13 protein-coding genes are annotated in these 14,180 nt (G+C 72.3%); 7 read left to right on the top strand and 6 right to left on the bottom strand.

The window, feature by feature from the left end; all coding sequences use genetic code 11:
* Positions 1–65: 65 nt before the first annotated feature.
* Positions 66–605, bottom strand: a complete 540-nt coding sequence (locus OG589_RS16655; RefSeq protein ID WP_405150048.1) for an FAD-dependent monooxygenase — start codon at positions 603–605, stop codon at positions 66–68.
* A 192-nt stretch (positions 606–797) separates the two neighbouring features.
* Positions 798–1,151 carry a hypothetical protein gene (locus OG589_RS16650; RefSeq protein WP_405150046.1) on the bottom strand — a complete coding sequence of 118 codons (354 nt, stop codon included), beginning with the start codon at positions 1,149–1,151 and terminating at the stop codon, positions 798–800.
* 165 nt (positions 1,152–1,316) lie between these two features.
* Between OG589_RS16650 and OG589_RS16645 the strand changes: the two genes are divergently transcribed.
* The gene (locus tag OG589_RS16645) at positions 1,317–2,435 is read left to right on the top strand and encodes an MBL fold metallo-hydrolase (RefSeq protein ID WP_405150044.1); all 1,119 of its coding nucleotides are present in this window, start codon (positions 1,317–1,319) and stop codon (positions 2,433–2,435) included.
* Positions 2,436–2,484: 49 nt separating this feature from the next.
* Here OG589_RS16645 and OG589_RS16640 read toward each other — a convergent pair whose 3' ends face one another.
* From OG589_RS16640 to OG589_RS16630, 3 genes are all read right to left on the bottom strand, one after another.
* A complete protein-coding gene (locus OG589_RS16640; protein ID WP_405150042.1) occupies positions 2,485–3,825 on the bottom strand; it encodes a M1 family metallopeptidase in 1,341 nt (446 codons plus the stop codon).
* A gap of 72 nt (positions 3,826–3,897) precedes the next feature.
* A complete protein-coding gene (locus OG589_RS16635) occupies positions 3,898–5,169 on the bottom strand; it encodes an MFS transporter (RefSeq protein WP_405150040.1) in 1,272 nt (423 codons plus the stop codon).
* Positions 5,166–5,738, bottom strand: coding sequence for an ArsR/SmtB family transcription factor (locus tag OG589_RS16630; RefSeq protein WP_405150038.1), 573 nt, complete (start codon positions 5,736–5,738; stop codon positions 5,166–5,168). Before OG589_RS16630 ends, OG589_RS16635 begins: the two co-directional genes overlap by 4 nt.
* Before the next feature lie 529 nt (positions 5,739–6,267).
* Between OG589_RS16630 and OG589_RS16625 the strand changes: the two genes are divergently transcribed.
* From OG589_RS16625 to OG589_RS16600, 6 genes are all read left to right on the top strand, one after another.
* Complete coding sequence (locus tag OG589_RS16625) at positions 6,268–6,714, top strand: NADH-quinone oxidoreductase subunit B family protein (protein WP_405150037.1); 447 nt, start codon at positions 6,268–6,270, stop codon at positions 6,712–6,714.
* Positions 6,711–8,720, top strand: a complete 2,010-nt coding sequence (locus OG589_RS16620) for a proton-conducting transporter membrane subunit (protein WP_405150034.1) — start codon at positions 6,711–6,713, stop codon at positions 8,718–8,720. The genes OG589_RS16625 and OG589_RS16620 overlap by 4 nt, the downstream gene beginning before the upstream one ends.
* A complete protein-coding gene (locus OG589_RS16615) occupies positions 8,717–9,688 on the top strand; it encodes a respiratory chain complex I subunit 1 family protein (RefSeq protein ID WP_405150032.1) in 972 nt (323 codons plus the stop codon). The genes OG589_RS16620 and OG589_RS16615 overlap by 4 nt, the downstream gene beginning before the upstream one ends.
* 6 nt (positions 9,689–9,694) lie before the next feature.
* Positions 9,695–10,354, top strand: a complete 660-nt coding sequence (locus OG589_RS16610) for a hypothetical protein (RefSeq protein WP_405150031.1) — start codon at positions 9,695–9,697, stop codon at positions 10,352–10,354.
* A gap of 73 nt (positions 10,355–10,427) precedes the next feature.
* A complete protein-coding gene (locus tag OG589_RS16605) occupies positions 10,428–11,897 on the top strand; it encodes a proton-conducting transporter membrane subunit (protein ID WP_405150029.1) in 1,470 nt (489 codons plus the stop codon).
* Positions 11,894–13,372 carry an NADH-quinone oxidoreductase subunit C gene (locus OG589_RS16600; RefSeq protein ID WP_405150028.1) on the top strand — a complete coding sequence of 493 codons (1,479 nt, stop codon included), beginning with the start codon at positions 11,894–11,896 and terminating at the stop codon, positions 13,370–13,372. The genes OG589_RS16605 and OG589_RS16600 overlap by 4 nt, the downstream gene beginning before the upstream one ends.
* Before the next feature lie 44 nt (positions 13,373–13,416).
* Here OG589_RS16600 and OG589_RS16595 read toward each other — a convergent pair whose 3' ends face one another.
* On the bottom strand, positions 13,417–14,067 hold the full coding sequence (locus OG589_RS16595; protein ID WP_405150026.1) for an SRPBCC family protein: 651 nt from the start codon (positions 14,065–14,067) through the stop codon (positions 13,417–13,419).
* Positions 14,068–14,180 lie beyond the last annotated feature (113 nt).

Here is a 14,180-nt window from a genome sequence, read left to right as displayed (position 1 = left end):
CCATCCCTCCTGTTCGGCCCCGGCCCGGCATGGCCGGGGCCGAACCCGTCCCGATCGTCCCCCGCTTACGTCGCGGCCGGGTGAGAGGCCCCGGCGGTGACCGGGGCGTCCCAGTCGATCCGGTAGCGCTGCTCGGCGCCGAGGGTCTTCTCCGGGTTGAGGAAGGTCTTCATCGCGATGGGCATGAGCAGCCTCATCATCGCGATGGCCCCCGGCCCTAGCGCCTTGCTGTTGTTGGTCTTCGCCGCCCGCGCGGCGACCTTCTCCACCCTGTGGCGGCGCAGCCGCTCGTACGCGGCGAAGGCGGCCGGCACGTCGGGCAGGTCGCGCAGGCAGCGGGCGAGCTGGACCGCGCTCTCGATGGCCAGCGACGCGCCCTGCCCCGAGCTGGAGGACGGCGCGTGCGCCGAGTCGCCGACCAGCACCATCCGGCCGCCGTGCCAGTGCGGCAGCCTCGGCATGATGTCCATCGAACCGAGCGCGAACAGCCGGTCGGCGCTGGTGTGCTCCAGCAGGTCGCGCCCGGGCACGTCGCCGGCGTAGACCTCGCGCAGCCGGCGTAACCACTCGGCCGAGGGCACCTCGCGCGCCTGGGCGGACGTCATCGGCTCCTTGTGCGGCAGGTTGCCGAACCACGCGGTGGTGCCGTCGGGCTGGCTCCAGTACCCGAGGAACGCCCGCCTGCCGAAGACGAAGTACGTGGCGTCGGGCCGGCTCGATGCCGGCCCGCCGCAGTGCCATCGCGGTGACCGGGCCGGCGATGCCGCCGCCGATGACCAGTGCTGTCCTGACCGCTGTCATGTTCCGCTCCCGAAGATCTCCTGCCAGGCCCGGACGTGGTCCGGGTGCTCGAGCGATTCGATGAGGCCCGTGACGAAGCGGCACTCGGCGTCCAGCACCGCGAGGCGGTACTCCTCCTCCACCAGGAACACCCAGGCGACGCCGTCCTCCGAGGCGGCCTGGACGATGGCGCGGGTCTGCCGCACCTGCTCGGTCAGCGCCGAAAGGCGCCGGCCCAGCAGCGCGGCCGACTCCATGGGCGGCAGCACGCTCAGCAGAGACAGGGCGACCCCGAACTGCGGGTACTCCTCCCGCGGGGTGGCGACCAGTTCGCGCATCCAGTCGTAGAACTCAGTGTCAACTATTTTCATCCTCGGCCACGGCCGAGGCGATCCCAACAGGATCCCTGGGTCCCGGTGACGCGTGCGCGTCCGTCCGTCCGTCCACGGCGGAATGGGGAAAATACCCGGGGCGGGAACATCGGCGACACCGTGAGCGGTTCGGCAGGATAGAAGCTGATCTGGGGGTGTGAGCGGATGGCAGGAAGCCGAACGCTGAAGCGGGTTCTCACCGGCGGTGCCGCCGTGGCCGCGGGATGGGCGTTGCACGACATTCCGGCGGAACTGGGCGCGCGTCCCCTCCGGTCCGGGGAGGAGCGGGCCGCCCGCATCCTGCGGTCGCCGCAGTTCAAGGACGGCGCCTTCCGCAATCCCATGCCGGGGGAGACGGGCGTGCCCTCCGGGCCTCCTCCCGGCCTCGTCCGCGAGATGCTCACCGGGCGCGACAAGCGCCGCCCGTCCGCCCCCGTGCCGCTGGTGGCGCCGTCGCGGGCGGTCCCCTCACCGGACGGGCTGGGCGTCGTGTGGTTCGGTCACGCGTCGACGCTGGTCGAGATCGAGGGACGCCGCGTGCTGCTCGACCCGGTGTGGAGCAAGCGGGTCTCGCCTTCGCAGCTCGTCGGGCCCAAGCGGTTGCATCCGGTCCCGGCAGGCCTCGGCGCGCTGCCCGAGGTGGACGCGATCGTGATCTCGCACGACCACTACGACCATCTCGACCTGGCGACGGTGCGCACGCTCACCCGCGTCCAGTCGGCGCCGTTCCTCGTGCCGCTGGGCATCGGCGCGCACCTGGAGAAGTGGGGAGTGCCGAGCGAGCGCGTCATCGAGCTCGACTGGGAAGAGGAGGCGCAGGTCGCGGGCCTGCGGTTCACCGCGACCGCGGCCAGGCACTTCTCGGGACGCACCCTGTCCCGCAACGACACGCTGTGGGGATCCTGGGCGGTCGCGGGCGCCGGGCGCAGGGTCTTCTACGCCGGAGACTCCGGTTACTTCGACGGCTACGCCCGCATCGGCGCCGAGCACGGCCCGTTCGACCTGACGCTGATGCCGATCGGCGCGTACAGCCCGGCCTGGCCCGACATCCACATGAACCCGGAGGAGGCGGTCAACGCCCACATCGACCTCGGCGGCGAGCTGCTGCTGCCGGTGCACTGGGCCACGTTCACGCTCGCCCTGCATCCGTGGGCCGAGCCGGTCGACCGGCTGTGGCGGGAGGCCAAGGCGCGCGACGCCCGCATCGTGGTGCCACGGCCGGGCGAGCACGTCGACGTCGACGCGTCGCCCGCCGTGGACGGCTGGTGGGAGACCGTGATCTGAGCCGTGCCGGGTGAGTCCGGGCCTGGCCGGACTCACCCGGCGGCGTCGTTCAGCCGTCGATGCGGTGGGTGGTCCAGAACGACGACAGGTTCACCGAGGTCGCGGCCTGGGCGGCGGCCTTGAACTCGGCGGTGGTCGAGACGCCGTACCAGTGGGACGCGGCGTAGTTCCTCAGCAGGTTCTCCATCGCCGTGGTGCCGATCGTGCGCCGCAGGTCGTGCAGCGCGCACTTGCCGTAGGTGTACACCACGGTTCCGTACCGGCTCGAATGGGCGTCCCAGTAGGCCATCGAGTTGCTGATCTTCTCGGCCGACGACTGCCAGGAGACGTTGTTCCAGCAGTTGGTGCCCGAGATGTTGTTGTACAGGTCGGTCGCGTAGTCGGTGAACGACTCGTCGAGCCACGGGCTGGTGTACTCGTCGTCGCCGACGATGCCGTACCACCACTGGTGGGCCAGCTCGTGCGCCAGCGCCGTGGAGCTGACGATGTCCAGCACGAAGCCGGGATACTCCATGCCGCCGAACCAGAAGTTGTTGTCCAGCACCACGTCCGCCTCGCCGTACGGGTAGGCCCCGAACCGCCCCGCGTGGGCGACCAGCGAGTTCTTCGCGGTGGTCATCATCGAGCCGGCGTTGGTGGAGCTGATCGAGCTCACCCGGTAGACGTTCACCACCACGCCCGTGGTCGTGGTGCTGGTCGTCTTGACGAACGGCCCGGCCGCCCAGGCGAACTCGCGCACCTTCTTGGCGGTGGCCGTGGTGACCGTACGGCCCGACGTGCCGGGCGTGTCGACGGACGTGCCGGTGGCCGGCACCAGCAGCGAGGTCGGGTGGTCGAGCGTGACCGAGTAGTCGCTGATCAGCCCGTAGAAGGACTCACCGTTGTTGGAGTACGGGTCGAGGTGCCAGCCGCTGCCGTCGCGGACCGCCAGCACCGGCAGCGCGTTGCCGATGAAGTTGTAGGAGCCGTCGCGGCCGAACCGGTCGGCGCCCGCGGGCACCACGATGCTCAGGTCGAACCCGACCGAGGCGCTCTGGTTCTGGTTGAGCGGCGCGGGCAGCGCGATCTTCAGCGCGGTGCAGGAGACCGACAGCGGGGACGGTGTGCCCCCGGTCACGTTGGTCACGGTGATCGGCGTGGACGGGCAGCTTCCGTGGTAGTTGTCCCACAACCGCAGGTAGACCTCGGCCAGCGGGTCCGCGGAGGGGTTGGAGAAGGTGACGCTCTCGTGCCCGGTCCAGGTGCTGCCGGAGGCGTTGCTGGTCAGGGTGACCGTGTAGGAGGGAGACGACGGAGTTCGGGTGCCGTCCACCGCGAAGGCGGCCGGTGGAACACCCCAAACGACGAAGAGTACGGCTGCCGCCGTAGAAATCAGGACTCGTCGCATCATTAGGACGGTTCTCCCTTCGAGCACCGGGACCCCCGATCTGCCGACGTAATGTAACTTTTTGTCAAATGCCGGTCAATGATCGCTTTTCAGCGGTTCTAGTGCGGAACTGTCCCCGCCCGCGGCGGGCGCCGCCGGGGCGGCTCTGACCGAAGGGTTCAAGGTCGCCATGACCGCTGTGACGAGCATGGCGGCGGAGAGCACCAGCACGGCGGCGACGGGGCCGGCCTCGGCGAGCAGGTAGCCGGCACCCAGAGAGCCCAGCGGCATCACGCCCCAGCTCACCGTCATGGAAGCGCTGCCGACCCGGCCCAGCAGCTCGTTGGGCACCAGCGTCAGCTGGAAGGTCCCTATCACCACGTTCCACATCGGACCGATGAACGACGTGGCGGCGCCGATCGCGCCCAGCGCCCACCAGTTCGGCGCCACCGCGAGCAGGGGCAGCAGCGCGGCCCAGATCCAGTTGACGCCGATCACCACGGACCTGGGCGTGAACAGGTGGTGAAGCCACCCGGCCGCGATCGCCCCGAGCAGCCCGCCGCCGCCGTAGATGCCGAGCATCAGGCCGATCTCGGTGGACGAGGCGCCCTGCTCCCGCGCCAGGACGACCAGCACCAGGCTGAGCCCGGCGAAGATCAGGTTACTCGCGGCGACCAGAACGACCGCGGCCCGTATCAACGAGTGACCCCACAGCCAGCGCAGCCCCGCGGTGGTGTCCCGCCACAGTGACCCAGGGGGCGTCGCCCTCCTGTCCTGCAGGTCGCGCCGGACGAACAGCAGGGCCACCGAGGCGACCAGGTAGGAGATCGCGTGGGCGACGAACGGCAGCGCGTGGCCGATCCCGAACAGCAGGCCCCCCAGCGGCGGCCCCGCCAGGGCGGCACCCCGGCCCTTGGCCTCGTTCTGCGCGATCGCGGCGGGCAGCAGCGGCGCCGGCACGATCTTGGGGAGGGCGGCCTCCTCGGCGACGCCGAAGAACACGAAACAGGTTCCCTGGACGAACACGGCGATCGCCAGATGGGTCAGGGTCAGCGCCCCCAGCCAGAAGGCGACCGGGATGCTCGCGATGGCGGCGCACGCGGTCAGCTGGGCGGCCAGCATGATGCGGCGGCGGTTCCAGCGGTCCACGAGCGTGCCCGCCGGCAGGTGCGCGACCAGGTAGGGCACGGTTGCGGCGGCGCCGACCAGCCCGGCGTCCGCCGGGGAGCCTGTCATGGCCAGGACCAGCAGCGGCGCCGCCGTCGCGCTGATCCGGGTGCCAAGGGTGGACACGATCTGGCCGCTCCACAGGGCCATGAAGTCCCGGTTGCGCCAGAGCGACTGCCTTCGTGCGGTGGGGGGTGTCATGTGGTCTCTTCCTGGTCGGGGGTGGGGAAGGCATGGAAGACGACGGTGATGTGCCGGGCTTCCGGTGGCGCCTCGTCGGGGTCCCTGCGCCAGCGACTGAGCAGAGCGATGTACTCCTCGGTGAAACCGGCCAGTTCCTCGGCGGTCAGTGTGGTGCCGCCCAGAGAGGTCATCGCGGCGTCGCCGAACGCGCCGTAGGCGTCCTCGCCGGCGCGGAAGGCCGCCAGCTCGGCCTCGGCGCGGTGCTGCCACTGGCGGCCGACCTCACGCGCCGCGACCTCTGCCTCGGCCTGCAAACCCCGGGGCAGGCGCAGGTCAAGGGGAACGGAGCGCCAGTACTTGCGGCGCCCGGACGAGCGTGCCGTGTCCTGTTCGATGAAGCCGTACCGCGCGAGCTGCCGCAGGTGGTAGCTCGTGGCGCCGCGGTCCTCGCCGAACTCGGCCGCCAGGATGGCCGAGGTGGCCGCCCCGCGATGCTGGAGCCGCGTGAGCAGCCGCTGCCGCAGCGGATGCGCGAGCGCCTTCAACGCCTCCACATCAGACAGCTCGCGACGTCGTATCTCGTGCATGATGAGAAGATATCAATGCAAAGACTTCTTCTCATAGCCCGAGATAGACTCGGCAGCGTGATCGTCCGCCGCCCCGGCCGGAGGCGGCCGCTACGGCAACATCCCCCTGTGGCCTGGGCCGAGGTGACCTGACGTACGGTCCTTGGCCGGAACCGGGTGTGGAAACCGGGCTACAACGGTCCTCTTCCGGCGCGTCACCCCGCCGTGGGCGGCGAAGTAGAGGCTCCAACCCGTCACGGTGAGTTGCGGTTCGGCTACGCATGGGTATCGTTTCGGCACGCGCGAGATCTCGACGTTGTGCACGCGCTCAGCGGTGCGGGCCCGACCGGGCCGCTGAAGCGGGCACCCGACTCTTACCTAATGATCCGGGGAAGCCCCCCGGCGGAGCTGGGCGAAACGAGACCGGAGCGGCTCGTACGGACCGCTCGCCGGGCCGGCGTCGGCCGTGCTCGCGTCCCCCGTCCATCTCCCCAAGTGCTGAGGTGTCGTCGTGATCGGTTTGTGGCGGAAGATACGAAAGACGGGCCGGATGGCCGAGCCGTCGCCCGAGCGGGCCGGTGGCGACACCGTGCCGGCGGCGGCCGAGCTCGGCGGTTCCGTGCAGATACGGCATGTCGACGCGGGCTCGTGCAACGGGTGCGAGGTGGAGATCGCCTCGGCGTTCGGGCCGGTGTACGACGCCGACCGCTACGGGGCACGCCTGGTGGCCTCGCCGCGGCACGCGGACGCGCTGCTGGTGACGGGTCCGGTGACGCGCAACATGGAGGTCGCCCTGCGGCGCAGCCACGAGGCCGTCCCCGAGCCGCGCCTGGTGATCGCGCTAGGCGACTGCGCCAGGAACTGCGGGGTGTTCGCCGGGGCGTACGGAGTGGTCGGCGCGGTCAAGGATGTGCTGCCCGTGGACGTCGAGGTGCCGGGATGCCCGCCGGAGCCCGGAGCCATCGTCGAGGCGCTGCGCGGGCTGACCGGCCGGTGAACGCCGCTGGAACGTTCCTGACCTCCGCGCTGGCCCTGTGCCTGGCCTCGGCGCTGGCCGGGGTGGTGACCCCCCGCCGCGCCAGGCCGCTGGTGACGGGCGTGACGATGGCCTGCGCGGGCGCGGCGGGGGCCTCGGCCGGCGTCGCGGCGCTCGCCGGGCAGACCTGGACGGCCTGGCTCCCCGGCGTGCTCCCCCTGGCGGGCGCGCGTCTCGCGCTCGACCCGCTGGCCGGGACGTTCGTCGCCGTCACCGGCGCGGTGGCCGTGTGCGCCGCGATCTACGGCATCGGCTACACCCGGCACGGGCTGGACGGCCGCGTGGCGCAGGCGACGCCGCCGCTGTTCCTGGCGGCCATGCTGCTGGTGCCCGTGGCGGCCAGCGTGGGCACGCTGCTGGCGGCCTGGGAGCTGATGGCGATCACCTCGCTGCTGCTCGTGCTGGCCGAGCACGCCCGCCGGGCCGCCGTGGGCGAGGCCGCGCTGTGGTACGCCGTGATGACCCACCTCGGCTTCGTGGCGATCCTGGCCGGGCTGGCCGCCTTCGCCGCCGGGGCGGGGGGTGACTCGTTCGTGCGGCTCCGGGCGGCCGAGCCGTCTCCCGCCCTGTCCGGGGTGGTGTTCCTCGCGACGCTGGTGGGCTTCGCCTCCAAGGCCGGCATCGTGCCGCTGCACGTCTGGCTGGCGCGGGCCCATCCGGAGGCGCCGAGCCAGGTGTCGGCCATGATGAGCGCGGCCATGGTCAACATGGGCGTCTACGGCATCGTGCGGGTCGGCATGGACCTGCTGCACGGCGGCCCGGCCTGGTGGTGGCTGCTCGTGCTCGCGATCGGCGCCCTGTCGGCGCTGTTCGGCGTCCTGCAGGCGACGGTCGCCTCCGACCTCAAGCGGCTGCTCGGCTACTCCACCACCGAGAACATGGGCTTGGTCCTGATCGGCGTGGGCGCGGCCGGGTTCCTCGCCGCCTGCGGGAACCCCGTGCTCGCGGGCCTCGCGCTGGCCGCCGCGCTGCTGCACGTCGTGAACCATTCGGCGTTCAAGACGCTGCTGTTCCTCTCGGCGGGCTCCGTCCTGCGCGCCACCGGCACCCGCGACCTGGACGCGCTCGGGGGGCTGCGCGGCCGCATGCCGTACACCACAGCCCTGTTCGCGGTGGGCGCCCTGGCGGCCTCGGCGCTGCCGCCCGGCAACGGGTTCGTCAGCGAGTGGCTGCTGCTGCAGAGCCTCATCCATTCCCTGCCCAGCTCGGGCGTGACGGGGGCGGTGACGATGCCGGCGGCCGTGGGGGTGATCGCGCTGACGGCGGGCCTCGGGGTCGCCACCTTCGTCAAGGCATTCGGTGTGGGGTTCCTCGCCCGTCCGCGCACCCGCGAGGCCGGGCGCGCGGCCGAGAGCCCGCCCGTCATGCTCGGCGGCATGGCGCTCGCGGCGGCGTGCTGCGCGGGCCTGGCGCTCGCGCCCACCGCCGTCCTGCCCGCCCTCTCCCGCACGGTCGCCACCTTGCTTCCCGGATCGGGCGCGGTCGGGGGAGAGGTGACGCTGCGGCTCACCAGCACCGCGGGGACGATGTCGCCGTTGCTGCTGGCCGCCGCGCTCGTGATCGCCGTGGTCGGCGCGCTCGGCACGGTACGGACGCTGGCCCGGCGGCGGGCGCGGCGGCCCGCGCGGCTGTGGGACTGCGGGGCGGGGCCCATGTCACCGCGCATGGAGTACACCGCCACCTCGTTCGCCCAGCCGTTGCAGCGGGTCTTCGACAACGTGCTCGCGCCCGAGAGCGACCTCGACGTCACCCCGGCGAAGGAGTCGGCGTACATCGTGGAGAGCGTCCAGTTCCGCGCCCGCGTGCACGACCGCGTCGAGCGGCGCCTGTACGACCCGGTGCTGGCCGCCGCGGCCTCGATCGGCCGCCGTGCCACCAGGCTCGCGGACGGCAGCGTCCACCGCTACCTGGCCTACGGGTTCTACGCGCTCACCGGCATGCTCATCGTGCTGGCGGTGGTCTGGTGACCGCCCCGGGCGGCCTGGTGGGCCTGGTGGGCCTGGTGGGCGCGGTGGCGCAGGTCGTGCTCGTGGCCGTCGGATCCCCGCTGCTGGCCGGGCTGATGCGGCAGGTGCGCGCCCGGCTGGAGGGGCGGGCGGGCGCCGGGGTGGGTCAGGCGTGGCGTGACCTGCGCAAGCTGTCCAGGAAGCAGGCCATCACCCCGCACGGCACCGGGTGGGTGTTCCGGATGGCGCCCCTGGTGCTCGCCGGGACCGCCCTGGTGGTGGCCGCGGTGATGCCCCTGGTGACCACCCGCTCGCCGTTCGACGGGGTGGCCGACCTGTTCGCCGTGGCCGCCCTGCTGGCCCTCGGGTCGGTGGCGCTGGCCCTCGGCGGGCTGGACACCGGCACGGCGTTCGGCGGGATGGGCGCCAGCCGCGAGGTCACCGTGCTGGCGCTGGTCGAGCCGACCATCCTGCTGTCGGTGTTCGCGCTGTCGGTGCGGGCGGGGTCCACGAACCTCGGCGTGATCGTCACCTCGGCCCTGCGGAATCCGCTGTCGGTGATCTCTCCGGTCAGCCTGCTCGCCGCCGTCGCCCTGGTGGTGGTCACCATGGCCGAGACCGGGCGCATCCCGGTGGACAACCCCTCGACGCATCTTGAGCTGACGATGATCCACGAGGCGATGATCCTGGAGTACGCGGGGCCCGACCTGGCGCTGATCGAGTGGGCGTCGGCGATGCGGCTGTCGGTGCTGCTCGGGCTGCTGGGCAGCCTCTTCGTCCCCTGGGGCATCGCCACCGCCGGGGCGGGGCCGGGCTCCGTGGCCCTGGCCATGGGCCTGCTGGTGGTCAAGGTCGCCGTGCTCGGCACGGTGCTCGCCGCCGCCGAGGTGTTCATGGCCAAGCTGCGCCTGTTCCGCATCCCCGAGCTCCTGGCCGGTTCTTTCATGCTGGCGCTGCTGGCCGTCGCCGCTTCCTGCTTCCTCACGTGAGATGACATGAACGAATCGATGTACGTGCCCTTACTGGATCTCGCCTGCGGGGCGTTCCTCCTCGCGGGGGTGCTGGTGCTGGGGCGGCACGACCTCGCTGCCATCGTCCGGCTGTTCGCCTGGCAGGGCGTCGCCCTGGCCGCCATGGTGCTCGTGCTCGCGGCGCACGAGGGGTCCGCCGAGCTCGCCGTGGCGGGCGTCGCGGTGGGCGGGCTGCGCGCCGGGCTGCTGCCGCACCTCATGCGCCGCGCGCTGGTGGCCGGGGGAGAGGACCGCGAGAGCAGGCCGCTGGTCAACGTGGCCACCTCGTTGCTGGTGGCGGCCGTGCTGGCGATGGTGGCCTACGACATCTCCCAGCCGCTGGTGCGGCTCACGCCCACCCCGTCCACCAGGGCGGTGCCCGTCGCCCTCACCGTGCTGCTGGTCGGGTTCTTCGTCCTGGTCAGCAGGCGCAGGGCCCTGTCACAGGTGGTCGGGTTCCTGCTGATGGACAACGCCATCACCGCGACCGCGTTCCTCACCACCAGCGGGGTGCCGGCCGTGGTCGAGCTGGGCGTCTCGCTGGACGTGCTGCTCGCCGTGCTGGTGCTGCAGGTCCTCACCACCCGCATGCGCGCCGCGTTCGGCGGCACCGACCTGGACGAGCTACGGGAGCTGCGCGACTGATGGACATCCCTCAGGACAAGCAAGAGACGGTGTCCGGCCGTACGTCTCGCCGGCCGCTGTGCGGGGAGGTCGCGTGAGCCTGCTCGTGATCACGCCGATCCTGTTCCCGCTGCTGGCGGCCTGCGGCTACGCCGTGTTCGGCTGGCGGGGCGCGACGGCCTGGCTGGGCGCCGGGGCGGCGGCCGGTTCGCTGGGCGGCGCGGTGGCGCTGGCCGTGGCCACCGCCGCCCAGCCCAGGACGGCCCTGTCGGGGTTGCTGCGGGCCGACGCGCTGAGCGCCTTCATGCTGATCGTGATCGGCGTGGTGGCCCTGCTCGCGGCGCTCGCCGGCCCCGCGTACCTGGCCGCCGAGCTCGCCGCCGGGCGCACCGGGCCCCGTGCCACCCGCCGGTACGGCGTCCTCACCCAGGCCTTCGTCGCGGCCATGGCGGTCGCGGTGCTGGCCGCGAGCCTCGGGGTGCTGTGGGTCGCGGTGGAGGCCACCACGATCCTCACCGCGTTCCTGGTCGGGCACCGCCGTACGCGGCAGGCCGTGGAGGCCGCCTGGAAGTACGTCGTGATCTGCTCGGTCGGCATCACGCTGGCCCTGCTCGGCGTGGTGCTCACGCACTACGCGGCCCTGCACGCCGGAGTGCCGTCGGCCGGCGGGCTCGACTGGGCGGTGCTGTCGGGCGCCGCGGCCGATCTGGACCCCGGGGTGATGCGCACCGCCGTGGTCCTGCTCGTGCTGGGGTTCGGCACCAAGGCGGGGCTGGCGCCGATGCACGCCTGGCTGCCCGACGCCTACGGCCAGACCCCGGCGCCGGTGTCGGCGCTCATGTCAGGGGTGCTGCTGTCGGTGGCGTTCTACGCCATCCTGCGGGTGAAGGTGATCGCCGACGTCGCCCTCGGCGCGGGGTTCACCCGCACGCTGCTCATCATCGCGGCCCTGGCCTCCCTGTCGGTCTCGGCGGCGCTGCTGCTGGCCCAGCGCGACTACATACGCATGATCGCCTACTCCAGCATCGAGCACATGGGCCTGGTGGCGCTCGGAGCCGCCGTCGGCAGCCGGCTCGCCATGGTGGCCGTGCTGCTGCACATCCTCGGGCACGGGCTCGGCAAGTCGGTGCTGTTCCTGTGCTCCGGCCACATCCAGCAGGCCTTCGGGAGCAGCAGGATCGCGGCGGTGAGCGGCCTGGCCTCCCGGGCTCCGGTCCTCGCGGGCGCCTTCGGCCTCGGACTGCTCGCCCTGCTCGGCATGCCCCCGTTCAGCCTGTTCGCCAGCGAGCTCGGCATCGCCCGGGCCGGGTTCACCGCCGGGTTCGGCTGGGCGGTGGCCACGGCGCTGGCGTTGATGCTGGTCATCGGGGCCGGCGTCCTGTCGGGCGGGCGGCGCATGCTGCTCGGCGCGCCCCCGCCGGGAGGCGCGGCGATACGGCTGACCCGCGCCTCCGCCGTGCCGCTGGTCGCGGGCCTGCTCGCCTGCGCCGTGCTCGGCGTCGTGGCGGGCCCGCTGCGCCCGCTGCTGGAGGCCGCCGCGACCATGGCCGGAGCGACCCCGTGACCGGCCGTCTCATCGTGAACGTGCGGGCCGGCGAGCTGGCCGACCGGACGGCACGGCTGCTCGCCGGCGGCTACCGCCTGGCTCTGGTGGCCGCCCACGAGGACCCAGGGGCCCTGCGCGTGGTGTACCTGTACACCGCGGGGGCGCCGGACCGGCGCGCCGAGCTGCACGTGCACCTCGACCCGTACGAGCCGGCGATCCCTAGCCTCGCGGGGCTGTCCTTCCCGGCGGGCCGGTTCGAACGGGAGATGCGCGACCTGTACGGCATCGTCCCGATGCGCCATCCACTGCCCCATCGCCTGGTCCGCCACCACCACTGGCCGAGGGGCTGGTACCCCATGCGCGCCGACGCCGGGCCGCCGCCGGAGTTCGGCGACCCCGAGGGCCCCTACCCCTTCCTCACGGTGGGGGGCCCGGGCGTGTACGAGATCCCCGTCGGCCCGGTTCACGCGGGGCTGATCGAGCCGGGCCACTTCCGGTTCTCGGTGGTGGGGGAGACGATCCTCAAGCTCAAGGCCCGGCTGTGGTTCGTGCACCGGGGCATCGAGAGGCTGTTCACCGGGCGCGACCCGGCCGAGGGCCTGGAGCTCGCCGAACGGGTCAGCGGCGACACCTCCGTCGGGCACGCCCTCGCCTACTGCCTCGCGGTGGAGGAGGCGACCGGGTGCGTCGTCGAGGCCGCGGCGCAGCGCGGGCGGGCCGTCCTGCTCGAACTGGAACGCCTCTACAACCACGTCACCGACATCGGCGCACTGTGCAACGACGTGGGCCACGGCATCCTCAACGCGCACTGCGGGCGCGTACGCGAGCGGCTGCTCAGGCTCAACGCCGAGGTGACCGGCCACCGGCTGCTGCGCGGCGGGGTGAGGCCCGGCGGCGCCGCGCTGCGCGCCCTGCCCGACCTCGCCACGCTGCGTGCCGTCGGCGCGGAAGTGGCCGAGATCGCCGGGCTGGCGCTCGGTCACACCGTCGTGACCGACCGGTTCGCGGGCACGGCCGTGCTGACCGCCGAGGCCGCCGGGGACCTCGGCGCCCTCGGGTATGTCGCGCGTGCCAGCGGCCTGGCGGTGGACGCCCGCCAGGACCATCCCTTCACCGACCTCGGGCCGTTCTCGGCGGCCACCCGTTCCGGCGGGGACGTGCTGGCCCGGTTCCAGGTCCGCGCGGAGGAGATCGCCACCTCCGTCGAGCTGATCGCCCGGCTGTGCGAGGGGTCGGCGCCGGGGGAGACGGGCGGCCGGCCGCCCCGCGCTGGGCGGGCGAGCTCGGGTGTCGGCATCGTCGAAGGCTGGCGGGGGACGATCACGCACCGGGTGGAGCTGGCCGCCGGCGGCACGCTCAGCCGGGTCAAGATCGTGGATCCGTCGTTCTTCAACTGGCCGGCGCTCCCCGTGGCGCTCGGCGGCGCGATCGTCCCCGACTTTCCCCTGGTGAACAAGAGCTTCAACCTGTCGTACGCGGGCAATGATCTGTGACCGGGCGGGGTCCGCGCGAGGGGCGGGCCCCGCCCGGCGGCCGGTCAGAGGTCGCCGTTCTCGATCGCTTCCTTCAGGCCCGCCTGCGTCTCCTGGTGGGAGGAGACGCCGTTGGTCACGGTGAAGTCGATGAGCAGGATGCTCGCCTCGAAGGTGAGGTGCTCGGTGACCCTCGTCCGGCCGTCGCCCAGGTCCGCGAAGACGATCTTCTGGTGCGTGACGACGTTGGGCAGCGACCAGCTGTCGGTCTCGTAGTAGTAACCGCTGTGGTGGATGCGCTGCTGTGCGTGCGTCTTGCTGGTGATGGGCAGGCCCGCGACGACCGGGATCTCCTCGATGGCGGTGAAGTCGATGTAACGCGTGTCGTCCTGGACCCGGTCCTTGTGGGTGACCACGCGCTTGAGGAACGAATGCAGGCCGACATGGTTGTTGACGTTCGAGTACGCGGTGAACACGTGCTCGATCGGCGCGGCGATTTCAATGGATATATCGCGCTTTACCTGGCTTCTTCCCGTGATCGGGAGGGGGGCGCTCGCGCACTGGTAGAACTTGTAGAAGTCCCACGCGGCCTGCCATTCGGCGGCGAGCTGGGCGTCGGTCTCGGGTGTCTCGGCCCGGGCGGGGCCCGAGAACGCGGTCGCGACGAGGGCTGCGGCGAGGAGGGGGGCGGTGAAAAGCCGGAGGAGCTTCTTCATGGAACCTCATGCCAAAAGGGGCGAACAGGGCGAATGCTTTATATCCGATGTGATCGTGGTTGATAAAGCACCGCCCGCCCGGGCATCCCCCGTGGCGGGCCAGAAGAAGGAGA

The sequence above is a fragment of the Sphaerisporangium sp. NBC_01403 genome (assembly GCF_045040145.1).
Classification (GTDB): Bacteria; Actinomycetota; Actinomycetes; order Streptosporangiales; family Streptosporangiaceae; genus Sphaerisporangium; species Sphaerisporangium viridialbum.
The sequence above is the reverse complement of the archived record's forward strand: the minus strand, read 5'-3'. Positions and strand labels throughout refer to the sequence as shown.

Coding starts and splice junctions, on each gene's coding strand:
- OG589_RS16655 (WP_405150048.1), bottom strand. CDS start 605: ATGACGTCCGCCCAGGCGCGCGAGGTGCCCTCGGCCGAGTGGTTACGC.
- OG589_RS16650 (WP_405150046.1), bottom strand. CDS start 1,151: ATGAAAATAGTTGACACTGAGTTCTACGACTGGATGCGCGAACTGGTC.
- OG589_RS16645 (WP_405150044.1), top strand. CDS start 1,317: ATGGCAGGAAGCCGAACGCTGAAGCGGGTTCTCACCGGCGGTGCCGCC.
- OG589_RS16640 (WP_405150042.1), bottom strand. CDS start 3,825: ATGATGCGACGAGTCCTGATTTCTACGGCGGCAGCCGTACTCTTCGTC.
- OG589_RS16635 (WP_405150040.1), bottom strand. CDS start 5,169: ATGACACCCCCCACCGCACGAAGGCAGTCGCTCTGGCGCAACCGGGAC.
- OG589_RS16630 (WP_405150038.1), bottom strand. CDS start 5,738: ATGCACGAGATACGACGTCGCGAGCTGTCTGATGTGGAGGCGTTGAAG.
- OG589_RS16625 (WP_405150037.1), top strand. CDS start 6,268: ATGGCCGAGCCGTCGCCCGAGCGGGCCGGTGGCGACACCGTGCCGGCG.
- OG589_RS16610 (WP_405150031.1), top strand. CDS start 9,695: ATGAACGAATCGATGTACGTGCCCTTACTGGATCTCGCCTGCGGGGCG.
- OG589_RS16595 (WP_405150026.1), bottom strand. CDS start 14,067: ATGAAGAAGCTCCTCCGGCTTTTCACCGCCCCCCTCCTCGCCGCAGCC.